Here is a 25,463-nt window from a genome sequence, read left to right on the forward strand (position 1 = left end):
CTATTCGTCACCAGTTAGGTCAGAGAAAGTTGCCTCTGAGTCTGTTTCAGTGTGGCTTGAAGAACTTGATGAAGAGCGTTCAAGGCTTGATGAACTTGAACTCATGCGTGTTTCTGTTTGAGAATCATCACTTGATGACGCCTTAGATTCAGATGATTTTTCAGTGCTTGATGATGAACTTTCTTTTTCTTTGTAAACATCAACGTTGAAAGCCCACTTATCGCCCTTATAACTTACCTGAATTTGAGCATATTTTGCCTTGATAAGATCTGACAGCTTACTATCACTGTTAAGAGCATCAAAAATCTTTTGAGCGAGGGCTTTGGCATTGGCTTCCGTTTTGGCACCATCTTTAGGTCCATCTACAATGTCTTGAGCCTTAGGCGTTTCACCTTGAAGGTAAAGAGCTTTGCTTTCAGTGTCCTTCTTAGCTGTAGCATTTACACCAGTCTTATCATCTGCATGTGAGAAGAAAGTCCATGCAGGACTACCTGAGTGGTTTTGTTGATAGACTTGTTTGAATTCACTTTGAACCTTGTCTTGGAAAGCATCATCAGTCAGTTCTTTTTCCTTAGAACTTTCTGTACTTGCCTTACTTTCACTACTGCTTGCTGTTGAGCTTGATGAAGATGATGATGATCCACTTGTTGAACTTGATGAAGCATCTTTAGATTCTGATGATGTCGAAGATGAATCCTTGCCATCTTTAGACTCTTTAGTATCTTTGTCTTTATCGTTATTATTGTTAGTCGTATTATTTGAGAATGAAACGCTATTGTCAGAATTATCTGGAGCGTAAATCACTGTATTCTTAGAATGGTCATCAGAGACAAAAGTGCTATTATTGATAATCACTCGGTTGTTATCACCGTAGTAGTTGTTGATAACAATCTTAGAATGTGCACAACGGTAACCATTACCAGTCACATGGTAACCTGCTGGGACATCACCATCACGTTTCAAGATGAGGACATCACCTGCGAAGATAAGATCAATGTTCTGAATATTGTTATCGTAGGCTAATTTTTCAATAGAAATTCCAGTCGCTTGAGAGATTCCCCACAAGGTATCTCCCCATTGAATCACGTACTGTTGGCCATCTAACTGCTGTGGATTGATATTCTGAGTTGTCAAATTATTTGTAATTTGTTCAGGTGTGCTGGCAATCCAGTTTGTAATATCAGCAGCGTGAGCACTCGTTTGATTTTGATAAAAGCTATCTGCTAACACAGATACCGTAGGCATCCCAATAGGTGCTAGTAAAGCGCCAAGCATCACGGCTTTACTAACATAATTTTTCTTTTTCATCGTATTTCCTCCTTATATCATACGAAACTTACTTTGCTATTGTACACCCTTTTTATTATATTTGTCAATAAATTCTATAACTTTCTAATCAAAGGTTAATGCTAGTTTACAATTTGTACTAAAAATAGACAAATCCTAGCTTTATTTATCTGACATTTAATCATTTGTCCTATCTTTAGAAGGTGATTTATGATACAATAATTACGACTATTTTATGGAGGACTAACATGTCAAATCAACACATGGAAGAATTGAACGATCAACAGATTGTCCGTCGTGAAAAAATGGCGGCCTTGGCTGAACAAGGAATCGATCCTTTTGGTAAGCGATTCGAACGCACAGCTACATCTGGTCAATTAAAAGAAAAATACGCTGACAAAACAAAAGAAGAATTGCACGAAATCAACGAAACTGCTACTATCGCAGGTCGTTTGATGACTAAACGTGGTAAAGGTAAAGTTGGCTTCGCCCACATCCAAGACCGCGATGGTCAAATCCAAATCTACGTGCGTAAAGATGCTGTCGGTGAAGAAAACTACGAAATCTTCAAGAAAGCTGACCTTGGTGACTTCCTCGGTGTCGAAGGTGAAGTTATGCGAACAGATATGGGAGAACTTTCTATCAAGGCTACTCATATCACTCACTTGTCTAAAGCCCTTCGTCCATTGCCTGAGAAATTCCACGGACTTTCAGACGTTGAAACAATCTACCGTAAACGTTACCTCGATTTGATTTCTAACCGTGACAGTTTTGACCGCTTTGTCACACGTTCAAAAATCATTTCTGAAATCCGTCGCTACCTTGATGCTCAAGGTTTCCTTGAAGTAGAAACACCTGTTCTTCACAACGAAGCTGGTGGTGCTGCTGCTAAACCTTTCATCACTCACCACAATGCTCAAAACATCGACATGGTGCTTCGTATCGCGACTGAACTCCACCTCAAACGTCTCATCGTTGGTGGTATGGAACGCGTTTACGAAATCGGACGTATCTTCCGTAACGAAGGTATGGATGCTACTCACAACCCTGAGTTCACATCTATTGAAGTTTACCAAGCTTACGCTGACTTCCACGATATCATGAACTTGACTGAAGGTATCATCCAACACGCTGCTAAAGCTGTTAAAGGTGACGGACCTATCAACTACCAAGGAACTGAAATCAAGATCAACGAACCATTCAAACGCATCCACATGGTTGACGCTATCAAGGAAATCACTGGCGTTGACTTCTGGCAAGACATGACTTTGGATGAAGCCAAAGCTATTGCTGCAGAAAAGAATGTTCCAGTTGAAAAACACTACACTGAAGTTGGTCACATCATCAACGCCTTCTTCGAAGAATTCGTTGAAGAAACATTGATTCAACCAACATTCGTTTACGGTCACCCAGTTGCTGTGTCTCCATTGGCTAAGAAAAACCCAGAAGACCCTCGCTTCACTGACCGTTTCGAACTCTTCATCATGACTAAAGAGTACGGAAATGCCTTCACCGAATTGAACGACCCAATCGATCAATTGTCACGTTTCGAAGCACAAGCTGCTGCTAAAGAACTCGGGGACGACGAAGCAACAGGCATCGACTACGACTACGTTGAAGCCCTCGAATACGGTATGCCACCAACAGGGGGACTCGGAATCGGTATCGACCGTCTCTGCATGCTCCTCACTGATACAACAACTATCCGTGATGTCTTGTTGTTCCCAACGATGAAATAATAATCATATCCCATTATTTGAATAATGGGATATTTTTATATGAGGTATAAACGTGATTAGAAAACTGAAGTCCCTTTTTAAGAAAAAATCAACTGTAGTTGAACAGCCTGAGACAAAGATCGAAGAAAGTCAATTAGACTTTCCCATAGACCGCGCAGATTATTTTTTCGATCATGCACTTGTATTCTATTGTGAAGAAAATAATATCCCGTCAGAAAAACTAAGCAAATCAGATATGCTAGAGATTAGTAAAAGAGCTGCTTTTCATCTCAGTATCTTCGTCGCCTGGCTAGCAAAACATGATTTTCTGAATCCTAAAAGCGATGGATTTAACCTTGAGGATGCACAAAAACTCAAGAATGAAACGATTATGGGTACAGACTATCTCTTTAAACATCTTGATGAAAAACTCTATTCATCTGATATTAGTGACACACTCCTCCCCTTCATCTCTGATTTTTATGAAGATTATATGGATTTCTGTTATACAGTTCTGGTTGATGATATTGCTAGAACTGAATTTAGTTGGGAAATCTATCACTCGGTTGAAGATGATATTGACGAGATATTCAGTCAATATAAGACTTACATCGGATAATATTTAAAAACGCTTCCCTCAATCGAGAGAAGCATTTTCTTATTTCCAAAATTTTGCTTTTGAAGCTGCGACCCAAGCTGATAGACAAGCTAGTGCTACTACTGCATAGATAGCGTATTGTTTCGCAGGATAAAGCCAGGCTTTGTTTTCTTCATGCCAGCGAGACTTCCAAAGGCCGATGTAATCGCCCGTCATTCCAGGATTTTTAAGGCGCTCCATGTAATTGGCAGGTAGGTTATCAGGCTGATTCATCTGCACGTTAATGATAAAGATAAGCAAAGCAAGCGCAATGACAACTAGGAGTGCCAGGGTAATCTTTTTCTTAGCTGTTAGTTGAAATGTTTTCAATTATTTTTCTCCCTCATTTATGAAATAATCTACTCATATAGTTTAGTATAAAAAGGCAATTCTGAAAAGTCCTCTATGACACCAATGTAAGATAAGTCAAAACCTTGCACATCTTTCTCATAGTGTTATAATTAGGTTGTCTGGCTGAGTGGTAATGGTGATGCTTCCATTCAGATAAGACTTAGAAAGAGGTGTTTATGACATATTCAAAAAAGGTTTCCCTTTCTGAGGTAAACCAATCCATAGATACACCAAATAATAATCGCTTTTGGCAAAATCTTAAGGCTTTCTTGGGACCTGGGGCTCTTGTGGCCGTGGGTTACATGGATCCAGGGAACTGGATTACCAGTGTCGTCGGTGGGGCGACCTACAAGTACAGTCTTCTTTTTGTCATCTTAATTTCATCTTTAATAGCTATGCAGTTGCAACAAATGGCCGGGAAATTAGGGATTGTGACCCAAATGGACCTGGCCCAAGCGACTGCCTACCACTCGCCCAAATGGTTGCGATACACGCTTTGGGTGATTCTGGAGCTTGCCTTAATGGCGACGGATTTGGCTGAGGTGCTTGGTTCTGCCATCGCACTGAACCTGCTCTTTGGTATTCCAATTATGGTTGCCATTCTGGTGACAGTCCTAGATGTCTTCCTACTCCTACTCATCATGAAGCTGGGATTCAAGAAAATCGAGGCTATTGTTTCAACCTTGATTTTGACCATCTTGGTTATCTTTGTCTACCTGGTAGCCTTGTCTGAGCCTAGTATTACGGGAATCCTCGAGGGTTATCTCCCTACGCCAGCGCTCTTTGAGCCACATGCTGCTGGGCACACCAACCAGTTGACTTTGGCACTTGGGATTGTGGGTGCAACCGTTATGCCACATAACCTCTACTTGCACTCATCCTTGTCACAGACTCGTAAGGTTGACTATTCTGATGGTAAAGATGTGACAAAGGCTGTCCGTTTCATGACCTGGGACTCCAACATTCAGTTGACTTTGGCCTTTGTGGTTAACTCCCTCCTCTTGATTTTGGGTGCAGCTCTCTTCTTTGGCCACGCTTCTGATATTTCAGCTTTCTCACAAATGTACAATGCCCTTCAGGACTCTAAGATTGCTGGTGCGGTTGCTAGTTCAACACTTTCAACCCTCTTTGCCTTGGCACTCTTGGCTAGTGGTCAAAACTCTACCATTACTGGTACCCTAACTGGTCAAATTGTCATGGAAGGCTTCCTCCACATGAGGTTACCTCAGTGGGTTATTCGTTTGTTCACACGTCTCTTTGCACTGCTTCCTGTTATCGTTGTAGCCATTCTCTACGGCGATCAAGAAAAGACCCTGGATCAACTCTTGGTTTATTCACAAGTATTCCTTTCAATTGCCTTGCCATTCTCTATCTTCCCTTTGATTTACTACACTTCTAAGAAATCACTCATGGGAAAACACGTCAATGCCAAGTGGAATACCTTCCTTGGTTATGCCATCGCTATTGTCCTAACCATTCTCAATCTCAAACTTATCTTTGATACGTTTTAAACAAAAAAATAAGGCCAGCGCCATGCTGACCTTGTTTTAGTTTTTGAAGGCGTCAACGAGAACTTGGAATTCTTCGTTGCTGAGGGTAATCCCCTTGCCCATCTTGGTATGGTCTGGACTCCATGTACGGATGTCATACTTAGCTGGTGCGCCATTGAAACTCACACGATTGAGTTCCTTAGTCCAACCCTTGTCATTCTCAGACAAGACCAAGAGTTTTTCTTCAATTTCAAATGAAAATTCTGCCATTTGCTTACCTCCACTAGCTTTATTCGTTTTTTTCTGTGAAAATTGTCTGTTTTAGAATGAAGTTATCCACAAAAATTCACCTTTCATGCTATAATTATTTTATCAAGAAACGAGGGAAATGACCATGATAAACTTTTTAGAAGCCGTAAAGCATCAGCTTCATCAGTTTGTGGAAATAGGTCACAGCAAACCTGTCCACCTAATGCAGAATCAACTTATTAACGATATCTATCATGCTATTGATCATAATCAAATGGTCATGCTGACATCCAATCAGAAGACCTATAAGGGCTACATCAACCGTTATGACAGGGAGCGACAAGCCATCTTTATCGAGCAGGATAAGATCATCAGCATGATTGAACTTGATGAAATCAAACGTCTAAAAATCATATCACAACGAGGTTAAGTTTATCAGTTAACCTCGTTTTATTATTAGGTTGACTTTTTTGAAACCACTTGCTATAATAAGTTAACTATTTATTTACGAAAGGTTAACTAAAAATGACACAAAATCGTACACTGTCACTTATTCTTCCAGCTTTTGGTGCTGCCATCATTGCTGCCCTAGCTCAAATTGTTATTCCTATCGGTGCAGTTCCCATTACTCTGCAAACTTTTGCTGTCGGACTTGTTGCTGCTATCCTTAAGCCAAGAGAGGCGACACTTGCTGCTACCCTCTACCTGATTCTAGGCGCCATTGGTCTACCAGTTTTTGCAGGTGGAGGCGGTGGGCTCCAATCCTTCTTTGGACCTTCAGCTGGCTATTTGTTGGCCTATCCATTTTTCGCCTTTGTCACTTCAAAACTAACTCATGCTGAGACTCCTATCTGGAAAATCTTTGTGGCTTTTGTTTTGGGAGATGCACTTGTCTTTGTTGGTGGTATCCTCAGCCTGCACTTTCTCGGAAAAATGGGATGGTCTGCAGCTGTAGCTGTTGGCTTGACACCCTTTATTATTCCTGACCTCTTAAAAGGTCTCATCGTCGCTTTGGTGACTAAGCCAGTCTTAAAAGCTCTTAAAAATCATAGTTACTTTAACTAAAAAAGATTGAAGACTTTGTTCATGTGAACAGAATCTTCAATCTTTTTATTTTTCAAAATAAATATCATAGTGCTTTGAACAAGCTGGGTTGAAGGCACTGTGACAATTGGGACAAGCTTCTACATCTTGATACTCCTCAATTGTCATCTCATGCCTACAAACGCCACAGATAAGGACCTTGTCCTGCTTCAATTGACAAGGATAAGCTCGAAAGCTATGTTTCTCTAAGCAATCATGACACTGATAACAGGCATAATACTTCTGGCACTCGAAGCATTTTAGGGCAACTATATCTAGTGGAGAATGGTAGTGTTGACACCTACTCTGATCATCTACCAGGAGCCCATTGATTTGACTTGTCATTAGGCACGAACAGTTTTGCTTGAACCGTCTTTTTGGTAGAGGTTAATCAAACCTTCTTTAGTTGAACGAATCATGTCACCAGGTTTAACTTCTTGTGGCACGGTAATTGTAAGAAGTTCCATTGGGTTTGGTGCACGGTCAATCTTGTTACCATTGGCATCGTGAAGGTCTTTGATATCACACTCGAAATGACGGAAGCCTGGTCCGTAGAATTCAACGTGGTCACCTTCGAGGATAACGTTACGTTGACGGATAGTAGCTGTCATAGTTGCTGGATCAAAGTCTACGACTTCACCAACGAATTTGTATTGTGGAATCTTACGACGAGCTCCAAAGAGTTGTTCGTTTTCTGTTGGTGTCTTGTAGTAGAAACCTGTTGCCAATTCACGCTGGGCAACTTTCCAGAGTTCGTTAATCAAATCATCTTTGATGGCATAAAAGGCTTCTGCACTTTCCATGTAAGCGTCACAAGCAGCCTTGTAACAGTTGGCAACTGTTGAGACATAGTGGACAGATTTCATACGACCTTCGATTTTAAGGCTATCAACGCCATTATCGATAAGGTCAGGGATATTTTCAATCATACACATGTCAACGGCTGACATAGAGTATTCTTCAGGAACTTCACCTTTGATACTCTTACGTTCTTGGCCGAATGGCATGTCGTAAAGGTCATATTTCCAACGACAAGACTGTGAACAACCACCACGGTTGGCATCACGGTCTGACATGTGGTTAGAAAGGGTACAGCGACCTGAGTATGAGATACACATAGCGCCATGGACAAAGGCCTCAATTTCAAGATCCGTACGCTTACGGATTTCAGCCAACTCTTCCATGGTAACCTCACGTGCCAAAACGACACGGGTCAAACCATACTCTTTCCAAAAATGGAAGGTTTCAACGTTTGTCGCAGATGCTTGTGTAGACAAGTGGATGTTAAGTCCTGGTGCGTAGGTTGAACAGATTTCAATCAAGGCTGGGTCAGATACGATAACAGCATCGAGTCCCATGTCACGCAATTCACGGAACCACTCACCAGCACCTTTTTCATTTCCTTCATGGGTAACCATGTTTGAAGCAACGTGCACATCAACACCACGAGCGTGAGCATATTCGATACCTTCTCGAAGCTCATCCATGGTAAAGTTTCCGGCACGGCTACGCAAACCATAGGCTTGTCCACCAACGAAAACAGCATCTGCGCCGTAATTTACAGCGACTTTCAATTTTTCCAAAGTTCCAGCAGGTACAAGTACCTCTGGGCGTTTTTTAGTTGTAGTCATAATTTCTCCAATTTGCAAGATTGTCGATTTTAAGTTTTGAACAACTCCTTCGTTCCCTGAAAATGGAAAACTCTCAAACGAAGGAGGAAGTATTTTTATTTTACACGGTCAGGTTCATAGTCGTAGAAACCTGTGTCCAAACCACGGTTGGCTGGGTGTAATTTATGAATAGCCTCATCAAAGAGGAAGGCTTGGTCTTGTGAAAATTCGCCAGCCTCGATGAGGTCACGAGCCTTCACAAAATACTCAGTGATTTTTACAAAGTTTTCACCTGGGCAATAAACGCCGTCCAACTTCCAGTGGTCAAAACCATGTTCAACGAGTTCTGAAAGTTTAGTCATCATATCCAAGTCATTGTTGGCAAAGATATGTGTCCCGTGCATATCTTCATAAACTGAGTAGTGAGAATCTGGATCTCCTGGCTCAGAAAGGAAGAGGTCACGTTCTTTGGTAACAGCTTCATCCGTTTTGATAAAGTTGTAATAGTTTTGAAGAAGTGGACGTTTTGAGTGGTGAATGATACTTGCACCATAAACCAAAACCTCAGCTGGAATCTGAAGATTTTCAGCCATGATGAATAGTTCCGCAGATGGAATCTCACGAGCCAAAACCGCTTCAGATGCTCCTGCCTGTTTGCCCCAGAAATTAATCTGACGGCTAGAGGTTACCATAGTTGAAGCATCATAAATCATTTTGAAGGGACGTTTGTCACGGTTACAGATGTAGAAAACTCCTGCATCACCAACCGTGATATAATCTGCCTTGATTTCTTCAAGAAAATCAAGATAGTCTGGAAGAGCATCCATCATACCTTGGTGCATGAGGGCATTAACGGCAACAGTCAATTCCTTGCCTGACTCATGTACCAGCTCTGCAATCTTTCGCATTTCTGCGAATGAAAAAGGCTTAGGCAAACGAAGGCCAAAGGCTTTTTCGCCGATATAAATACGATCTACGCCAAGTTCTAGGAGCTCACGTGCTTGCTCGTAGCTCTCAGCAGTCGCTGTAATTACAATTTTTTCCATAACTCACATTATAGCACAAATGATTTGATTTTTTTAGAATTTTTAGGTTCAAAACTATGTATCTCAATATTTTAAATTAGTTTTTAAATACTATAATTTTCACAAAAATCAAAAAAAACTTTGCAATATAAATTTTTTATGGTATTATTAATGAGATTCTAAATAGTGAAATACTGACTAAGTATTTTAACCTACACGAAAAAGTGATTTAGATATTTTATATAGAAAGGAGGCAGACATGGCTGACAACTTACACCGTCAATTTGATCACATCGAAGATTTCGAGACTGAGCGTCTTCAAACGACGAATTACCAAGATTATCAAACTTTAAATAGTAATAGTATTAAGCTACAAGATATGATTTTCTTTGGACGTATCTCAAGCTTCTGTGTTTCAACAGTCCTAGTTGCCTTCCTTTTCTTGGTAGCACAGGTGGCTACCTTCTGGGCCTTCTTCTGGGCAATTACCATCAGCGTCATTGGTCAGATAGGCATTTATGTCCTAATCGAGTATTATAAAGCACAAAAACGTTGACTGTTTGGTCAACGTTTTTTTCGTACTAAAAAAAGCCTCATGGGCTTTCTTTTTATTTTGCTTCTGCTGCTTCTTCAGAGATATCTTTGATATCAATGACGATATCATCAACGATAGCTTTTGTTTCTGCTTCAACATCTGCTTGCTCAGGAGTTACTTGAGCAGTTTTCTCTTTGATAAGTTCAAAGCTCTCTTTTGCAAAGTCAGCAACTTGAGCTGTTTTTTCTTGGACAGCTTTTGTCAAATCATCCGCAGTGATGTCGCCATTTTCAAATTTTGTTTTATAGTCTTGGAAAGTATCGACTGCCAAATCTTTGTAGTCGTTAGCTTTTTCCACCACTTGATTTTGATAAGCTTTAGGATCTTCTTTGAATGAAGCGATTTCTTCATCAATACGTGCTTTAACAGCTTTACCTTTTTCAGTTGTAAAGAAGTATGCTGCTGCAGCTCCAGAAGCTGCACCAATGATTAGGGTATTTAAAAATTTACTCATGAAAAGATCTCCTTATTTTTTCTTGTCTTTTTTACCAAAAAGTTTTGAGGCAACCTTACCGATAGCAAAGGCTGAACCTGCCTTACCGACACTTGCTCCTGCTGCACTTGCTTTAGCACCGAGGTAACGAGCTTCAGTATTCAAGTCAGAAACACTTTCTGAAAGCTCAGCTACTGCTACGAAGAGAGGATCGATGGTTTGAACTTTTTCATTAACATCTTCAACCAAGACGTTTGCCTTAGCCAAGATTTCATTTGTTTGATGAAGGGTTACATTAATATCTGTACGAAGCACAGCAACTGTTTCTTCAACTTCTTTAACCACATGACGGGTACGAAGTAGAGTAGGGATTAATGCAATGAGGAACGCAGCAAGTGCGATTGCGATAATAAGAAATGCAATTTCTGCCATAGTTTAGGACTCCTTTGACCTTTTTAAAAGGTCGCTACAAGAAAACTGAAGTAGAACCTCCAGTTTCCAGTGACCTTTGTTATGATAATTTTCATTATATTATAACAAAGTCTGAGCTATATGACTAGTTTTTCATTTTATAATCTGCCTCTGGGCGTTGCTTTCGTAAATAGAGCAAGGTAGCACCTAAGATGATAATGACGATGCTGACCCATTGAGAGACACGCAAGCCAGCAAACATGAGGCTATCCGTACGCATGCCTTCAATGACGAAGCGTCCAAGACCATACCAGATAAGGTAAAATGAGGTCACATCTCCTTGGCGTAGTTTCTTATTAAAGCGTCTTAGTCCTAGGATAATGATAAATCCGACCAAGTTCCAGAGACTTTCGTAAAGAAAGGTCGGTACACGATAACTACCATCAATATACATCTGCTGGCGAATAAATTCTGGAACATAATTCAGATGACTAACTGCTCTTCCGTAGGCCTCCTGGTTAATAAAGTTTCCCCAGCGACCGATACTTTGAGCAATCATTACGCCCGGTGCTGCGATATCTAGAAAATCCAAGACAGCAATGGCATGACGTTTAGAAAACCAATAGAGGACAGCTGCTCCAGCAATCAAGCCACCATAAATGGCAATCCCACCATTCCAAATTGCAAAAATTTCAGAAGGATTTTGACTGTAGTAAGCCCACTGGAAAATCACATAATAGAGCCTAGCACCAACAATGGCTATAGGAAAGGCAAGAAGAATAAAATCTAGGATGTTTTCAGGGTCGATTCCCTTTTCGGGAGCCCAACGCTGAGCCAGGTAAACGGCAAGTAAGAGACCAGATACGATACAGATGGCATACCAATGAATACTAATGGGGCCAAGTCTTAGAGCAATAGGGTCAATAGTAGCTAACATTAGTCTTCACCATTCTTACTAATGAGGTTAGTCAAACGTTCCTCAAAGGTTTTGGTTGCATCAAATCCCATTTGCTTAGCACGGTAGTTCATTGCTGCAGCTTCGATAACGACTGATACGTTACGGCCTGTCTTAACAGGAATGCGGACACGTGGAATCTTAACGCCTTGCAATTCAACTTCTTCGTTCCCATTTCCAAGACGATCAAAGACCTTACCGTCTTCAAAATTTTCTAGATAGATGGCCAACTGAACTTGAGATGAATTACGGACAGCACTGGCTCCATAAAGACTCATAACGTCAATGATACCAACCCCACGGATTTCAAGAAGATGGCGAAGAATTTCTGCAGGTTCTCCCCAGAGAGTTTCCTCATCTTTAGCATAGATATCCACACGGTCATCAGCGACTAGACGGTGCCCACGTTTCACCAACTCGAGCGCTGTCTCACTCTTACCGATTCCAGAGTCTCCTTGGATAAGAACACCCATCCCGTAGATATCTACCAAAACACCATGGACACTAGTTCGTTCAGCTAATTGTGAGTTAAGATACCAAGACATGTCCCCTGAAAGTGACGATGTGCCGTTTCGTCCTTGAAGAACTGCTACGCCATTTTCCTTAGCAGCTCGAAGCATCTCTTCCGGAATATTAAGACCACGCGCCACGATAACAGCTGGAGTTTCTTCTTTAAACATATTAGTAAAAACAGAATAACGGTTATTTTCAGTCATGGTTTTAAGGTAGGACCACTCCTTCATCCCAACCAACTGCAGTCGTTCCGGTGAATAATAGTCAAAATAACCTGTCATTTCTAAACCAGGACGAGAGATATCAGCAGTTGTTATCGGTTTTGCCAAAAGCTCCTTATTCCCATAGACAACCTTGAGTTTAAGCCTGTCAACCAACATTTTAACGGTTACTGTCATATTATTTCCTCCGATTATTTACTAGTTTCATTGTATCATAAAAAGGTTTTCAATGCGGCTCTCAAAGCAAAAAAGACCTATGACTAGCACTAAGGCCAATCATAGGTTAATGTCTATTAACAATTACTTACCAATTCCACTCATCTTCAACAGTTTCAGCATTTTTACGTTTGCGTCCATCCTTGAGTTTGATTTCGGGATAAATATCTTCTTTGTAAGGAAGGAGAAAGGCTAAAACCAAGTATAGGAAGATTCCAAACTGCGTTGAAACCATGAGAATGATAGCCAAGATACGAGCCAGAGCTAGGTCCCAGCCAAACTTATCTGCCAAACCTGCAACAACACCGGCGACGAGTCTATTTTTTCGTGTCTTATAAAAACGATTTGACATGGTCTTCTTCTCCCATCATTTCTTTGATTTAATTATATGATTTTTTTAGACTAAAAAAATCAGCCCTAGGACTGATTTAGAAAAATGAGTTTGCCTTGGCACAGACCGCAACCAAATTTCTGTGTATTGACACGACGTTTACGACGGTAGATACGACCACAGGATTGGCACTGATAGAGGTAGTAATTCTCTTCCTGGCCTTGCATCTTTGGAGCGTATCTAAGGCCATCGACCTTAGCTAGTAAGTCCTTGAAATCTCTATCCGCATGCTTGTAGCCCTTGCCCTGAAAATAGAGGTGATAATGACAGAGTTCGTGGCGGACGATTTTTCGAAAGGTTTCAAGACCATGTTCCTCATAGAGTTTTGGGTTAAAATCTAAATGACCATCCTTGGGAAAGAACCGACCTCCAGTGGTTCGGAGACGCTTGTTCCACAAGGCTTGATGCTTAAATTCCCAACCAAAATCTTCTATAGAAACAGTCTTAACATAATCAGTTAGATTCACGCGGATTCACCAAGGAGAGATTAAGTTTTTCATGCTCTAAGTCAACTTTTGATACCCACACGGTAACCAAGTCCCCAACAGAGACAACCTGACTTGGGTGGTTAACGAAGCTCTTACTCATCTCTGAGATGTGGATAAGACCATCCTCATGGACACCGATATCCACAAAGGCACCAAAGTCCACAACGTTACGGACCGTTCCTTCAAGTTTTTGTCCTACTGACAAATCTTTGAGTTCAAGAACATCCTGGCGAAGCACAGGTGCTTCAAAATCATCACGGAGGTCACGACCTGGTTTCAAAAGGTCAGCAATGATATCTTTGAGGGTTTCCTGTCCAAGTCCCAGCTCTTCTGCTGTTTCTTTAAGATTAAGGGCCTTCAATTTTGCCTTGGCAGAGTCGTCCAAGTCTGTGATAGCCAACTTCTTGAAGAGGGCTTTTACCGCTGGGTAAGACTCTGGGTGGACCCCTGTATTATCCAAGATATTCTTGGCATTTGGAATACGAAGGAAACCTGCAGCTTGTTCGAAGGCTTTAGCACCAAGACGTGGGACTTTTTTGATTTCAGCACGTGATGCAATCTCACCATTCTCCTCACGGTAGGCGACGATATTTTCAGAGATAGTCTTGTTGAGTCCTGACACGTGTGACAAGAGGGTACTACTTGCCGTATTGACATTAACACCAACTTGGTTAACCACGGTATCGACGACGAAATCAAGATTTTCAGAGAGTTTCTTCTGACTAACATCATGCTGGTATTGGCCTACTCCGATTGATTTAGGGTCAATCTTAACCAACTCAGCCAATGGGTCTTGAAGACGACGGGCAATGGAAATGGCAGAGCGTTTTTCGACCGTCAAGTCTGGGAACTCATGTCGAGCCAACTCTGATGCAGAGTAGACAGAGGCACCACTTTCATTGACAATAACATAAGAAGTCTCTGGAAAATCCTTGAGGACTTCTGCCACAAAAGCTTCACTTTCACGACTGGCTGTTCCATTACCAATAGCGATAATCTCAATGGCATGCTTTTTAATGAGGTCAGCCAAGTCTTTCTTAGCTTGGGCAATCTTAGCCTGACTGGCTGGAGCCACTGGATAGATCACTTGCGTTGTAATGAGCTTACCAGTTTGGTTAACTACGGCCAACTTAGCCCCTGTACGAAAGGCTGGGTCAAAACCGAGTACCATCTTACCTTTAAGTGGTGAAACTAAAAGAAGGCTTCGAAGGTTTTGAGAGAAAAGTTGAATTGCACCATCTTCTGCCGCTTCAGTCAACTCGCTACGGATACGTCGCTCCATAGCTGGAATGATTTTCTTCTTGAGAGATTGGTTGATGACTTCCTCAATATAGTCATTTTTTTGTTTGAAACGGGCACTGTAGAAACGGTGCATTTTCTCAAGATTGTGTTTAAAGGCTACTTTAATAACGCCTAGTTTTTCCCCACGGTTAAGGGCTAAGGTACGGTAACCTTGAAGTTTAGAAACCTTATCCTCAAAATCATAGTAGATTTTGAAAGTTTCTTTTTCATCCAGTGATTGATCCTTAAGGGTTGAAGTGATGTCACTATTGTTCCAGATTTCGTTGTAGGTCCAAGAGCGCAAGCTATTGTCCTCAGAAAAGGCCTCAACCAAAATATCCACAGCACCCGCAAGAGCCTTGTCAGCTGTTGGAAAGGCTTCAGATGTCAGCTTTTCAGCTTCAGCCTTGAGGTTAGGACTATTTTGCAAGATAAGACGAGCCAAGGGGAAAAGACCTGCTTCACGGGCAACCGTCGCCTTGGTGCGGCGTTTTTCCTTATAGGGAAGGTAGAGTTCTTCCACGTCTGCCAACTTTTCAGCTGCTTCAATGGCTGCCTTGAGTTGATCAGTCAATTTGCCCTGAGCCTCAATCTTGGCAAGAACTGTTTCCTTACGGTCTTGAAGAGCAGTCAAGGACTTGTCCATATCAATGATGGCCTTGATTTGCGTTTCATCCAGATTGCCTGTTTTTTCCTTACGGTAACGGGCGATAAAGGGGATGGTATTGCCTTCTGCAGTCAATTCCAAAACAGTTTCAACTTGTTGTTTTTTTAGGCCCAATTCCTGAGCCAATGTCTCTAAATTACGATTTTCCATAAGTTCTATTATACCACGAGAGGAGATTTGCTTGGTCAGAAAACCTTGTAGCTGAAGCGAGAATTTTTAAGCAAGAGGTAGTATAATAGAAAAGTAAACCTATTGTTAGGGGCTATTTCTTTCGGAAAATAGATGCATCCTCCTAGAAGCAGAGCTTCTTCGTCTGATGCCCTCTTTTCTGTCAGAAATAACGCCCTTAGTATCTTTTGTAACTGAACTCGGGCTATTTCTTTCGGAAAATAGATGCATCTTCCTAGAAGTAGAGCTTCTTCGTCTGATGCCCTAATTTTCTGTCAGAAATAACGCCCTTAGTATCTTAATTAACTCGGAGGCTTTTTATGGCAGTTATTCAGAAAAAAACAAATGAACTTGAAAGCATGATGGCATCTTTTGCGGCTATCCCTGATTTTGAAAAGGCGGGAACTGATCCTAAGAAGGACAAACGTCTTCAAGAAGATAAGAAGAAATAATTTTTATGGCTATTTTTCATCAACTACCAGATAGCGTTTTGCAGCTTCTGGCAGTTTTTCTATCGATTATTATCGAAGCCCTGCCCTTTGTTTTACTGGGAAGTATCCTATCTGGCTTTATCGAGGTCTTTGTGACTCCTGAAAAGGTCCAAAACTTCCTTCCTAAAAACAAGGTCCTGGCTATCCTCTTTGGAACCCTGATTGGTTTTATTTTCCCTTCTTGTGAGTGTGGGATTGTTCCTATTATCACGCGCTTTTTAGAGAAAAAAGTGCCTAGCTACACGGCTATTCCTTTCATGGCAACTGCCCCTATCATTAATCCAGTTGTTCTCTTTGCGACATACACGGCCTTTGGGAACTCTTGGTACTACGTGCTTTTACGTTTCGTCGGGGCTTTCTTGATTGCCATGATTTTGGGAATCTTGCTGGGCTTTGTGGTGGATGACCAGATTCTCAAGGACAATCGTAAGGCTAGTCATGTTCACGACTATAGTGGTTTGTCAGCTGGTAAGAAAGTCTTTCAAGCCCTGGTTCATGCGGTTGACGAGTTCTTTGACACTGGGCGTTACTTGATTTTCGGAAGCTTGGTGGCAGCAAGTATGCAGACCTACCTACCGACCCGTATCCTCACGACCATCGGTCATAATTCAGTGACAGCCATCCTGATCATGATGCTCCTGGCCTTCATCCTCTCCCTTTGTTCAGAGGCCGATGCCTTTATCGGGGCTTCGCTGCTCTCTAGTTTCGGAGTGGCACCAACGGTTGCCTTTCTCATCATTGGTCCTATGGTTGATATCAAGAACTTGATTATGATGAAACACCAATTTAAAACACGCTTTGTTGGTCTCTTCGTAGGAACCGCAAGTCTGGTGACAATCATTTACTGTCTGTTATTGGGGGTGATTTAATGTTACGTTTTCTCATCTTATCTGGGTACTTTGAGCTCGTCATGTACTTGCAAGTTTCTGGCAAGCTCAACCAGTACATTAACATCCACTACTCCTACTTGGCCTACATTTCCATGGTGCTTTCCTTTATCCTTGCTGTGGTTCAACTCATCGTTTGGATGAAGCAGATGAAGGTTCACTCGCATTTGTCAGGTCGAGTAGCCAAGGTAGCCAGCATCGTTCTCTTGGCCTTTCCAGTCCTCACGGGGCTCTTGGTTCCAACAGTAACCTTGGATGCCAATACCGTATCAGCTAAGGGCTATCATTTCCCACTGGCGGCAGGGAGCGATCCTAATCAGGCCGACCAAGAGGGAACGACTATTCAGTACTTGAAGCCGGACACCAGCTCCTACTTCACCTCCTCAGCTTATGAGAAGGAAATGACCAGAGAGCTCGCCAAGTACAAGGGACGTGAGACCATCCAGATTACCACGGAAAATTACATGGAAGTCATGGAGCTCATCTACCTCTATCCTAACGATTTTGTGGGCAAGAAGGTCACCTATACCGGTTTTGTCTACAATGACCCACAAACCAAGGGTTATCAGTTCATCTTCCGTTTCGGAATTATCCACTGTATCGCCGATTCAGGTGTTTACGGACTGGCAACGACAGGAAGTGACCAAACCTTCAAGGACAATACTTGGGTGAAAGTCACTGGTACCATCACTGTGGATTATTATCAAAATCTCAAACAGAGCCTGCCTATCCTTAATTTGACTGAGGTCAAAGAGGTCGGACAGCCTGACAATCCTTATGTATATCGTGTATTTTAAAAAGCCAAGTTCAGTTGAACTGGCTTTTTCTTCTTGTATTAAAAACATTTGTCTAGGTTTCTTGTGCTAGTGCTGCTGCTTTTTCAAGGGCTTGATCGGTCGACTCGCAGATATGGTCTGGTCCAATAGTTAGGATAAAGCCTGATTTTTCAAGCACTCGGTAGGGTTGTGGATTGACGTGAGAAAGAAGCAAGGTCATGCCACGTTTTTGACAAATGGCCAGAGTTTCCTCAAGGGCATCTAGGCCTGAGATATCCATGGCTGGAACGTTTCGCATGCGTAGGATGAGAACATTCTTAGTTTCATCATTAATCACATTCAAGAAGTTATTGGCTGCACCAAAGAAGAGGGCACCAAAAACTTCATAGACGACAGTATTTTTTGGAACTTGTTTCAAGTCGCTATCTTCGGACAAAACTGGATCATCCAGATTCTCCTTGTCCACCCACTGACGGATTTGAGCCACGTCAGACATGCGTTTGAGAAAAAGGAAGGCTGCTAGGACCATACCAAATTCGATGGCAACTACTAGGTCAAAGAAAACGGTTAAGACAAAGGTCACTAGCAGAACCGCCACATCACTCTTAGGGGCACGTTTGATCATACGACCAACTGTACGCCAACCGCTCATGTTATACCCGACAATCATAAGGATTGAGGCTAGACAGGTCATGGGAATCAATGAGGCGTAAGGCATGAGGAAGAGTAAAATCAGAAGCAAGGTGAAGGCATGAACCATACCTGCTACTGGTGTTCGGCCACCATTTTTGACGTTGGCTGCGGTACGGGCAATAGCTCCCGTTGCCGGAATCCCACCAAAGAAGGCTGACATGATATTCCCAACACCTTGGCCGACCAATTCTGCATTAGAACGGTGATTACCACCAATCATGCCATCTGAAACCACACAAGAAAGGAGCGATTCGATAGCTGCTAGTATGGCAATGGTGAAGGCTGGCGAAATCATTTGACGAATCAAAGAAAATGATAGGTCAGGAACCGTGAAACTTGGAAGTCCCGCCTTGATGGTGTAAAGGTCACCAATGGTTTTGACGGGGAGATGACCAAAAGCAACGATAGCTGTGGTCACAAAGATAGCAACCAGAGAACCCGGAATTTTCTGAGAAAGGCGTGGCCAAAAGATTTGAATGAGCAGGGCCAAAATACCGATAGCTAGGGTCGCCCAACTAATACTCGAAAGATACTCTCCATAGGCAATCATCTTTTCCAGAAACTCAGCTGGCACGGACTTCATCTCAAGGCCTAGAAAATCCTTAATCTGTCCAGACACAATCCCAACGGCAATCCCCAAGGTAAAGCCCAGTGTGATGGTTTTGGGAATGAATTTAATCAGGTCGCCAAAACGCAGGAGCCCCATGATAATAAGCATGAGTCCCGCCATGAGCGTGGCAACAGTCAGACCCGCCATGCCATACTGGGCGATGATGCCATAGATGATGACAACGAAGGCTGCGGTAGGTCCACCGATCTGAACTCGGCTACCTCCTAAAAAGGAAATAAAAAAGCCTGCAACCACTGCTGTGTAAAGACCTTGTTCGGGATTAACACCAGAGGCAATCGCTAGGGCAATCGACAAGGGCAGGGCAATGATAGCCACGATAACTCCTGCAATCAGGTCCTTGATGAACTGTCCCTTGGAATAATCCTTGATGGTGGTGAAAAATTTGGGTGTGATATATTTTAAAGCGTCCATTTTTTCCTCCTAACTATTATCCTAAAACTCTTTGACTTAACTCTTTTTTCAATGAGTGTCAGACGCTTGTCATTTTTACAGTCTTATGATAGCACAGGAAACCCCCATTTTCTAGGGGATTGGGAGATGTAAACGTATTATTTCAAGAATTTTTTAACTTTCTTAGTTTAGAAGTGAAGGCATCAAAAAACAAGTCCAGACTATGGACTTGTTTTAACTTATCATGGATTGATAGATTTCTCTTACATTACCAACTGGTTGGCAAGGAAATCGGAATGTTAAGCTTGACCTTCATCTTGCTATTGGTCACAGTGGCTTGCTCAATTTCGTAGCCGATTTCAGGAAGCTTGAGCTGAATTTGGTTGTTAACCATGCGAACACCACTGCTTGACTGGGCAATACTCTTCTTGAGATAAGGCAGAACCAGTGATTTAGGTACAGGGAGGCGACCCAGGTGGGCACCTGCCAAGTCTAGTAGAATGACTTCCTTGTTAGTGCTGACCGTGAAATCAAGGCTGAATGTTGATTCGATAGGTCCAAGAGACACCGGTACCTTAGCTGTCAGATAAGAATCATTCAACTCTACAGTACTGTTTTGCAAGGTCTCGTCATTAGAATCAGCCATGCTTGCTTTTAGGATTTGACGAAACTGGTTGCTATCAAGATTAATCTCGGTTGAAACTCCACCTGATGAAAGGGACGCCCCACCAATACCCGCCTGGGCTAAATCGGCAAGGGATGTTTGTGTTGATACATTTTTTAATTGGTCCTGACTGTCGATCTTGTCCGGAATGAGCAGAGCCGCCACTGCAAAAAAGACCACAATGACGAGGACAATGAGTCGTTTAAACCATTTCCACATAGGGATACCTCATTTCAATTTTTCACTTTTGACGTCTATTGTACTGTAATCAAGGGAAAAAAGCGAGTAAGAACTGGAAATTCTCTCATATTTTCTTAATTCAAGAGGTAGGGTTCAAGAGCCTCATAGACTTTTAAGTAAGCATTGGCATAAAGGTGGACACCGTCATAGGTGTGCTCAGCCTTCTGCTCTTTCCTATCATTGACCAGCCCAGCATTACAATTAATAAAGTGGCAGCCATAGGCTTGGGCGATTTCCTCGAGTGCCTGATTGCAAAGGTCAAGATTTTCAGGTGTCCGCAGTTTCATCCACTGGATTGAAGCCTTGGTCTGCCAAGGCAGATGAAGATTGGCTGGGTAGAAAGCCATGAGGTAAATCTTTGTATGAGGCAAGACAGCTTGTGTTTGCTCCAAAATCTGTCTGATATTTGCTGTCAGATGTTGGAACCATTGGTCTCCATAAGGCTCCTCGGTCATGTCATTGGTACCGATATTGATAAACACCTTGCTCGGTTGCAGATCCAAAAGTAGGGGATGGATATGCTGAAGAAACTCATCCGTATTCAGGCCGCTGATGCCTCGATTGTAGATGATGTCGTCGACACCTCTACTCCTAGCGATTTCACAAATGGGAAAAAGCTCCATGAGAGATGATCCCGTGAAGAGCGTCTCCCCCTTGATGGCAACCTCATTTAAATACTGATAATTTTTAAGTTTGATTTCTTTTAATTCATCCATGATAACTTTCTTCTATATAATTTTATCTAAATGAAGGAGAAGGCAAAGAGAAGCCCTACAACCGTATTGGCCAAGGCATGGATAAAGACACTTGGAAGGATAGAGCCACTTGCTTTTTTCTCATTGATAGCACCAAAAACGTAAGCGATGAGACTGATAAAGACCATGATAGCCATAGCTTTTAGGTAACCAGTTAATTGGATAAATATAAGTGCATGGATGAGGCCAAATAAGAGAGACTGAACCAGATTGGCCCCTAGGAATCCTAGTTTTCCTTGCATCCTTTTCAAAAGAAAACCTCTAAAGAAGATTTCTTCTGGCAAGGCAGTCCCTAAGATAGCATAGGCCATGATAGCAGGAAGGGCTCCCATTCCCTTTCCAGAAAAAGCTGCTGTGGCCGTTTGGCTAGAGTCGAACCAACTGAGGACGACAATTGAAAAAAGAAGAAAAAGTAGACTAATACCTAAAATGGTCAGTAGTAATCGCCTCTTCTGCTGACTTTCAACTTTCTTCAACCCAATCCAGTCAAAGAAACCGACCTTTTTCCTGCTCCAAATTAACCAAGTGATAAAAGGAATGATAGAGACTATGAGCAGTTCCATAATACCGTTCATCAGTTTAGATATAAATAGGGTCATGAGTTTATCCTCCTCTTCTAGTCAAAAGACAGTTTTTACCTTTTGAAAGCGTATACCTCTATATTTTCATTATACTACTTTTAGGGGAAGAGAAAGCTCATTCTCACCAATCTTGCCAGGTTTCTTTGGCACGAATCACACGGTCCTGATTATAGTCAATATGGTAAACTCGCCAGCCACCAATCCAATCGTCCTTCAGCTTGTACTCAACACTTCCTTTAAGGTCGTCACCCTTGCCCAAGAGCTTCTCCACTTCTTCTCTCGTCATGCCCTCAAGCTGATACTGACGGTGAAAACTCCACATGAGTTTGTGTCTCATGGGAGCTGGTGTTTGGGCCCATTTTTCAGGCGTAAAGAATCGGTCACGAGGGACAATGATAGCGAAATGAGCCAGACAAATGATTTCGATAATTAAGCACAAAGCTTTTCGCCATTTTCGTCTGGTTTCTGGGGTAAGGTGTGCCATAGGACTACCTGACTTTCTCTTGTTTCCAATGGTCGTCCAAAATCACTGTGTGCTCTTTTGAAAAGCGAATAAGGATATCTCTGGCAACTTGTTGGGATACACGCGCGACATTGGTCAATTCTAACCCTAGCTCAGGTGTGTCGTGTTCCAAACGATACTGGTCATCCTCGTACTCAACGAAGATAAAGCTCGTTGACTTTTTATCGCCATAGGTAAGATAGAGACTATCGTAGGATGCTGGGAGTTGCACCAAGGCATCCCAGATATCACTGTCACTTGGGGCTGTAATCGTCGCATAGTCCACCTGATCCGCTGTCGATATACGCATGACAAGGCCTTCTTCTACTTTCTTTTTAGGTGCTAGCCACTTAAATAAATGCATCGTTTTCCTCCTTTAGATGATGATTCCTTTTTGCTTGAGATTGTCCAGACATTCCTGTAAATAGGCGGTATCATGCTCAGGATAAATGATGGCTGGTAATGTCTCCGCTTCAAGCTTGTCGTAGGCTGGCATCTGCTTACCTCGATACTCCTTGTCTAACCACTCAGGGCTGACACGATAGCCACGTTTCGTCATTTCTTGCATAATAAGTTCATGGTATTTAAACAGGCGATATGGAGAATAGTCAAAAACATAGTTAACCGTAGCGTGTTTGCGTTGCCATCCCTTGCCACGAAGGGCACAACATTCTCGGTGTTGTCCTAATAATTGCTGACGGGGTAGTTTTGCAATCAAGTCTTGATGCCACAGTCTCATTTTGACCCCCCATTAATTAAGGTTGACTCCTCCAGATAACGATTAGGATACTTGCTGAGGAGCTCTTTGACGGATTCCACCAAACCATGCTGAGGAATTTGACCTGCTGCATAGCTATCTAGTTGGGCCATAAACATTTCCTTTTCGCTGGCAGTCGCCTTTTTCTTAAAATATCCCCAGATATGTTGGAAGGCATTGACGACCTGACCAGGATTTTCAGGAAGGTCAAGTGCTTGATCAATATAGGCTTGAACCTGATCCAAACTAACCTCTTCATTCTTGAGATAGTTACGGATTTCCAAGTAAATCTTGTTTGAATGGCTGAGCACCAGATACTTATTGGCTGCCCAAAGTCGCTCGCACTGGCGACGTGGATTGGTAGTTGTCATTAGGAACCTTCCTTGATTGCTTTTTTATCAGTATAGCATAGTTTAAATAGGGATAATAGATTATGCTTTTAAGAATCCGAAAGAGTGATTTTCAAGCATTTTCAAAAAAAGTTTTTTGCTTGGTTTGCCTGTAAGCGTTTGCTATACTTAAGGTGTCAAAGAAAGGAGACAAGCCTATGACATTGTCCAAAAAACTCACACTTTCTCTTGCCTCTATGGCAGTTCTTGGTCTTTTAGCAGCCTGCTCAAACCAGAAAGCTCAAACACCTGAAAGCTCTTCTAGCACCCAACAAAGTTCAAGTAAGGTTTCATCTTCACAAAGCTCTGAAGCCTCTAAACAAACTGAAGGGCTAGATGGCACCTATAAAGGGACTGACGAAAATGATCACATTACTCTTACCATCTCTGGAAATACTGGAACTTGGGAAGAGGACGAGGCAGATGGCGAGAAGGAAAGCAAGCCTGTGACAGTTAACTCTGACAATCAAAGTCTAACAATCGGTGACGACACCAAACACTATAAACTCGATGGTAATCAACTGACTATTGAAGATGATGACCACGATCCAAATGATACGGTTATCTTGACGAAATAAAATGAAAAACCTTAGCCGAACCGCTCTATGGAATTTAGCTAAGGTTTTTTATGTTATACTATAGGCAGAAAGAAAACGGATACAAAGAGGAGGTTGACGATGACTCAAAGAAGATTATGGGTGACGCTATTTGTTGTGTCGATTATTGTAACTCTTATTGGACTGGGATTTGCTGTCTATAACTATTATGTCTTTGATAAACCTTTCATGACGACTACTACAAAAGGGTTACTAGCTGCATTTTTCCTGTGTGCGACAATGGTTGCCATCAGCCTATCCAAATCAAATAAGAAGTAAAGATAAGAAAGAGGTGTAAGTTTGCGGACTTATACCTCTTTTCATACAACATTACTTAATCTTGTGTTTGTTCATTTTTTCTTCAAAGATGGCTGTCATGATTTCACGCAACTCTTGGCCTTCTTTTTTAGTCTTTAGATGATGAAGCCAAACGAGTCACCTCCTAAAAATGACACTATATCATTATGTCAACAGATAGGAAAGAAAAGCTCTCACCTAAATCAGGTGAGAGCTTGAAGTCTATTTCTATGATTTTCTCATGGCCACCAGCCAAAAGGCTACTAGAATTTCGAAAATAACAAGAAGGACAATCTGAGTGAGTGAACTCTGAACCAGCATGAGAACAGCCAGACTATCAATTAGCATATGGGCAAGGATACAAGGAACAGCTCCTTTCGAGTACTCTTTAAGAGCTCCCAAAAGAAAGCTATTACCTAAAATCATCAGGTAAAAGATGAGATAGTTGGACGAGCCTGCTGTAATCCAAGGGAGTTGATAGATAGGGATATGCCAGAGGAACCAAACAATGGAAAGAACCATCATTTTAGTTATAAAGTGCTTACTAAAGTAAAGATGTTCTTGTAAAAACCAACGCCAACCGACTTCTTCCAGACCGCCATATAAAAAGGTCCAGGGGAAATATAGGAAGAAGGCCAAGAGGGAGTTCCCAGTAAAGCGAACATTCATGAGCAGGATTGAAATCCCATAATAGATGACTGGAATGAAGATAGCTAGGATCCAGGACAGGGGACTTTCTTTTTGAAGAAAGACCTTTTTGAAAAATTCCCCCAAGGATTTAACTTCCCTCAACACAAGAGAAAAGACAGCCGCCATAATCAGGGGAATACAGTTCATTAGGATAAACAGCAGTGAAGCCCCCATACTACTCCTATCTGGGAAAAACCAAAGGATAACTTGCCCAACTAGAAAGGTAGCAAGGAGGGCAGTCAGTGCATACCAGATAGCGACTGATTGTTTTGAAATAAATTTGCTCATTTTTCCTCCGTAAACAGGATAATAAATCAGATAGATCGCACCTTAAT

Annotated in this window: 33 protein-coding genes; 11 read left to right on the forward strand and 22 right to left on the reverse strand. The window is 42.0% G+C overall.

What is annotated here, in order from left to right; translation table 11 throughout:
- Complete coding sequence (locus tag H7T99_RS05575) at positions 1-1,308, reverse strand: LysM peptidoglycan-binding domain-containing protein (RefSeq protein ID WP_037603890.1); 1,308 nt, start codon at positions 1,306-1,308, stop codon at positions 1-3.
- Between the two features lie 227 nt (positions 1,309-1,535).
- Here H7T99_RS05575 and lysS point away from each other — a divergent pair, with 227 nt between their 5' ends.
- Both lysS and H7T99_RS05585 read left to right on the forward strand, forming a co-directional pair.
- Positions 1,536-3,026, forward strand: coding sequence for a lysine--tRNA ligase (gene lysS, locus H7T99_RS05580; RefSeq protein WP_037603892.1), 1,491 nt, complete (start codon positions 1,536-1,538; stop codon positions 3,024-3,026).
- A 52-nt stretch (positions 3,027-3,078) separates the two neighbouring features.
- Positions 3,079-3,624: a hypothetical protein gene (locus H7T99_RS05585; protein WP_037603894.1), complete on the forward strand. Its 546-nt coding sequence runs from the start codon at positions 3,079-3,081 to the stop codon at positions 3,622-3,624.
- Between the two features lie 39 nt (positions 3,625-3,663).
- Here the strand turns inward: H7T99_RS05585 and H7T99_RS05590 are convergent, their stop codons facing one another.
- Positions 3,664-3,972, reverse strand: a complete 309-nt coding sequence (locus H7T99_RS05590; protein WP_037603896.1) for a hypothetical protein — start codon at positions 3,970-3,972, stop codon at positions 3,664-3,666.
- 197 nt (positions 3,973-4,169) lie between these two features.
- Between H7T99_RS05590 and H7T99_RS05595 the strand changes: the two genes are divergently transcribed.
- Positions 4,170-5,504 (forward strand): Nramp family divalent metal transporter, encoded by a 1,335-nt coding sequence (locus H7T99_RS05595; RefSeq protein ID WP_037603898.1) that lies wholly within the window; start codon positions 4,170-4,172, stop codon positions 5,502-5,504.
- 36 nt (positions 5,505-5,540) lie between these two features.
- On the opposite strand, the gene H7T99_RS05600 is transcribed toward H7T99_RS05595, so the two are convergent.
- Positions 5,541-5,753 (reverse strand): YdbC family protein, encoded by a 213-nt coding sequence (locus H7T99_RS05600; protein ID WP_002886106.1) that lies wholly within the window; start codon positions 5,751-5,753, stop codon positions 5,541-5,543.
- 124 nt (positions 5,754-5,877) lie between these two features.
- On the opposite strand from H7T99_RS05600, the gene H7T99_RS05605 reads away from it, so the two are divergent.
- Together H7T99_RS05605 and H7T99_RS05610 are read left to right on the forward strand one after the other, a co-directional pair.
- Complete coding sequence (locus H7T99_RS05605) at positions 5,878-6,162, forward strand: hypothetical protein (RefSeq protein WP_037603900.1); 285 nt, start codon at positions 5,878-5,880, stop codon at positions 6,160-6,162.
- Positions 6,163-6,257: 95 nt separating this feature from the next.
- Complete coding sequence (locus tag H7T99_RS05610) at positions 6,258-6,797, forward strand: biotin transporter BioY (RefSeq protein WP_014634210.1); 540 nt, start codon at positions 6,258-6,260, stop codon at positions 6,795-6,797.
- Between the two features lie 45 nt (positions 6,798-6,842).
- On the opposite strand, the gene H7T99_RS05615 is transcribed toward H7T99_RS05610, so the two are convergent.
- From H7T99_RS05615 to H7T99_RS05625, 3 genes are all read right to left on the reverse strand, one after another.
- On the reverse strand, positions 6,843-7,160 hold the full coding sequence (locus H7T99_RS05615) for a CHY zinc finger protein (RefSeq protein WP_014634209.1): 318 nt from the start codon (positions 7,158-7,160) through the stop codon (positions 6,843-6,845).
- Positions 7,160-8,446 carry a peptidase U32 family protein gene (locus tag H7T99_RS05620; protein WP_002885971.1) on the reverse strand — a complete coding sequence of 429 codons (1,287 nt, stop codon included), beginning with the start codon at positions 8,444-8,446 and terminating at the stop codon, positions 7,160-7,162. Before H7T99_RS05620 ends, H7T99_RS05615 begins: the two co-directional genes overlap by 1 nt.
- Positions 8,447-8,541: 95 nt before the next feature.
- Positions 8,542-9,471 (reverse strand): peptidase U32 family protein, encoded by a 930-nt coding sequence (locus H7T99_RS05625; protein ID WP_037603903.1) that lies wholly within the window; start codon positions 9,469-9,471, stop codon positions 8,542-8,544.
- A gap of 238 nt (positions 9,472-9,709) precedes the next feature.
- Between H7T99_RS05625 and H7T99_RS05630 the strand changes: the two genes are divergently transcribed.
- Positions 9,710-10,006, forward strand: coding sequence for a DUF3270 domain-containing protein (locus tag H7T99_RS05630; protein ID WP_037603906.1), 297 nt, complete (start codon positions 9,710-9,712; stop codon positions 10,004-10,006).
- Positions 10,007-10,058: 52 nt separating this feature from the next.
- On the opposite strand, the gene H7T99_RS05635 is transcribed toward H7T99_RS05630, so the two are convergent.
- The 7 genes from H7T99_RS05635 to H7T99_RS05665 form a co-directional block, all read right to left on the reverse strand.
- Positions 10,059-10,499, reverse strand: a complete 441-nt coding sequence (locus tag H7T99_RS05635; protein ID WP_037603908.1) for a YtxH domain-containing protein — start codon at positions 10,497-10,499, stop codon at positions 10,059-10,061.
- Positions 10,500-10,511: 12 nt separating this feature from the next.
- Positions 10,512-10,910, reverse strand: coding sequence for a DUF948 domain-containing protein (locus H7T99_RS05640; protein ID WP_002885965.1), 399 nt, complete (start codon positions 10,908-10,910; stop codon positions 10,512-10,514).
- A 124-nt stretch (positions 10,911-11,034) separates the two neighbouring features.
- Positions 11,035-11,826: a prolipoprotein diacylglyceryl transferase gene (lgt, locus tag H7T99_RS05645; RefSeq protein WP_037603910.1), complete on the reverse strand. Its 792-nt coding sequence runs from the start codon at positions 11,824-11,826 to the stop codon at positions 11,035-11,037.
- Positions 11,826-12,755, reverse strand: coding sequence for an HPr(Ser) kinase/phosphatase (gene hprK, locus H7T99_RS05650; RefSeq protein ID WP_037603912.1), 930 nt, complete (start codon positions 12,753-12,755; stop codon positions 11,826-11,828). The genes lgt and hprK overlap by 1 nt, the downstream gene beginning before the upstream one ends.
- Before the next feature lie 127 nt (positions 12,756-12,882).
- Positions 12,883-13,146: a PspC domain-containing protein gene (locus H7T99_RS05655; protein ID WP_201035960.1), complete on the reverse strand. Its 264-nt coding sequence runs from the start codon at positions 13,144-13,146 to the stop codon at positions 12,883-12,885.
- Between the two features lie 65 nt (positions 13,147-13,211).
- Positions 13,212-13,652 (reverse strand): SprT family protein, encoded by a 441-nt coding sequence (locus H7T99_RS05660; protein ID WP_037603914.1) that lies wholly within the window; start codon positions 13,650-13,652, stop codon positions 13,212-13,214.
- The gene (locus H7T99_RS05665; RefSeq protein ID WP_037603916.1) at positions 13,639-15,771 is read right to left on the reverse strand and encodes a Tex family protein; all 2,133 of its coding nucleotides are present in this window, start codon (positions 15,769-15,771) and stop codon (positions 13,639-13,641) included. Before H7T99_RS05665 ends, H7T99_RS05660 begins: the two co-directional genes overlap by 14 nt.
- A gap of 338 nt (positions 15,772-16,109) precedes the next feature.
- Here H7T99_RS05665 and H7T99_RS10590 point away from each other — a divergent pair, with 338 nt between their 5' ends.
- Genes H7T99_RS10590 through H7T99_RS05675 form a run of 3 tightly spaced genes read left to right on the forward strand, consistent with a single transcriptional unit; the run spans position 16,110 to position 17,964 of the window.
- Positions 16,110-16,241, forward strand: coding sequence for an SPJ_0845 family protein (locus H7T99_RS10590; protein ID WP_002885949.1), 132 nt, complete (start codon positions 16,110-16,112; stop codon positions 16,239-16,241).
- A 5-nt stretch (positions 16,242-16,246) separates the two neighbouring features.
- Positions 16,247-17,149 (forward strand): permease, encoded by a 903-nt coding sequence (locus H7T99_RS05670; protein ID WP_013990843.1) that lies wholly within the window; start codon positions 16,247-16,249, stop codon positions 17,147-17,149.
- The gene (locus H7T99_RS05675) at positions 17,149-17,964 is read left to right on the forward strand and encodes a TIGR03943 family putative permease subunit (protein WP_003093491.1); all 816 of its coding nucleotides are present in this window, start codon (positions 17,149-17,151) and stop codon (positions 17,962-17,964) included. Before H7T99_RS05670 ends, H7T99_RS05675 begins: the two co-directional genes overlap by 1 nt.
- Before the next feature lie 52 nt (positions 17,965-18,016).
- Here the strand turns inward: H7T99_RS05675 and H7T99_RS05680 are convergent, their stop codons facing one another.
- From H7T99_RS05680 to H7T99_RS05715, 8 genes are all read right to left on the reverse strand, one after another.
- Positions 18,017-19,678: a SulP family inorganic anion transporter gene (locus H7T99_RS05680; RefSeq protein WP_037603918.1), complete on the reverse strand. Its 1,662-nt coding sequence runs from the start codon at positions 19,676-19,678 to the stop codon at positions 18,017-18,019.
- A 247-nt stretch (positions 19,679-19,925) separates the two neighbouring features.
- Positions 19,926-20,540, reverse strand: coding sequence for a hypothetical protein (locus H7T99_RS05685; RefSeq protein WP_037603920.1), 615 nt, complete (start codon positions 20,538-20,540; stop codon positions 19,926-19,928).
- Between the two features lie 95 nt (positions 20,541-20,635).
- The gene (locus H7T99_RS05690; RefSeq protein WP_037603923.1) at positions 20,636-21,277 is read right to left on the reverse strand and encodes a GDSL-type esterase/lipase family protein; all 642 of its coding nucleotides are present in this window, start codon (positions 21,275-21,277) and stop codon (positions 20,636-20,638) included.
- A 26-nt stretch (positions 21,278-21,303) separates the two neighbouring features.
- A complete protein-coding gene (locus H7T99_RS05695; protein WP_037603924.1) occupies positions 21,304-21,915 on the reverse strand; it encodes a CPBP family intramembrane glutamic endopeptidase in 612 nt (203 codons plus the stop codon).
- Positions 21,916-22,018: 103 nt separating this feature from the next.
- Positions 22,019-22,381: a hypothetical protein gene (locus H7T99_RS05700; protein WP_037603925.1), complete on the reverse strand. Its 363-nt coding sequence runs from the start codon at positions 22,379-22,381 to the stop codon at positions 22,019-22,021.
- 4 nt (positions 22,382-22,385) lie between these two features.
- Positions 22,386-22,763: a hypothetical protein gene (locus H7T99_RS05705; RefSeq protein WP_002885898.1), complete on the reverse strand. Its 378-nt coding sequence runs from the start codon at positions 22,761-22,763 to the stop codon at positions 22,386-22,388.
- Between the two features lie 12 nt (positions 22,764-22,775).
- The gene (locus H7T99_RS05710; RefSeq protein ID WP_037603926.1) at positions 22,776-23,138 is read right to left on the reverse strand and encodes a TIGR02328 family protein; all 363 of its coding nucleotides are present in this window, start codon (positions 23,136-23,138) and stop codon (positions 22,776-22,778) included.
- Positions 23,135-23,527, reverse strand: coding sequence for a YbgA family protein (locus H7T99_RS05715; RefSeq protein ID WP_037603927.1), 393 nt, complete (start codon positions 23,525-23,527; stop codon positions 23,135-23,137). Before H7T99_RS05715 ends, H7T99_RS05710 begins: the two co-directional genes overlap by 4 nt.
- A 176-nt stretch (positions 23,528-23,703) precedes the next feature.
- On the opposite strand from H7T99_RS05715, the gene H7T99_RS05720 reads away from it, so the two are divergent.
- The gene (locus H7T99_RS05720; RefSeq protein ID WP_037603928.1) at positions 23,704-24,123 is read left to right on the forward strand and encodes an SP_0198 family lipoprotein; all 420 of its coding nucleotides are present in this window, start codon (positions 23,704-23,706) and stop codon (positions 24,121-24,123) included.
- Between the two features lie 99 nt (positions 24,124-24,222).
- Entirely contained in the window at positions 24,223-24,420 is a 198-nt protein-coding gene (locus tag H7T99_RS05725) for a hypothetical protein (protein ID WP_002886034.1), read from the forward strand.
- 246 nt (positions 24,421-24,666) lie between these two features.
- Here H7T99_RS05725 and H7T99_RS05730 read toward each other — a convergent pair whose 3' ends face one another.
- A complete protein-coding gene (locus H7T99_RS05730; protein WP_037603929.1) occupies positions 24,667-25,416 on the reverse strand; it encodes a type II CAAX prenyl endopeptidase Rce1 family protein in 750 nt (249 codons plus the stop codon).
- Between the last annotated feature and the right edge of the window lie 47 nt (positions 25,417-25,463).

The sequence above is a fragment of the Streptococcus sp. 17.1 genome (assembly GCF_016648655.1).
In the GTDB taxonomy this organism is placed as follows: domain Bacteria; phylum Bacillota; class Bacilli; order Lactobacillales; family Streptococcaceae; genus Streptococcus; species Streptococcus salivarius_E.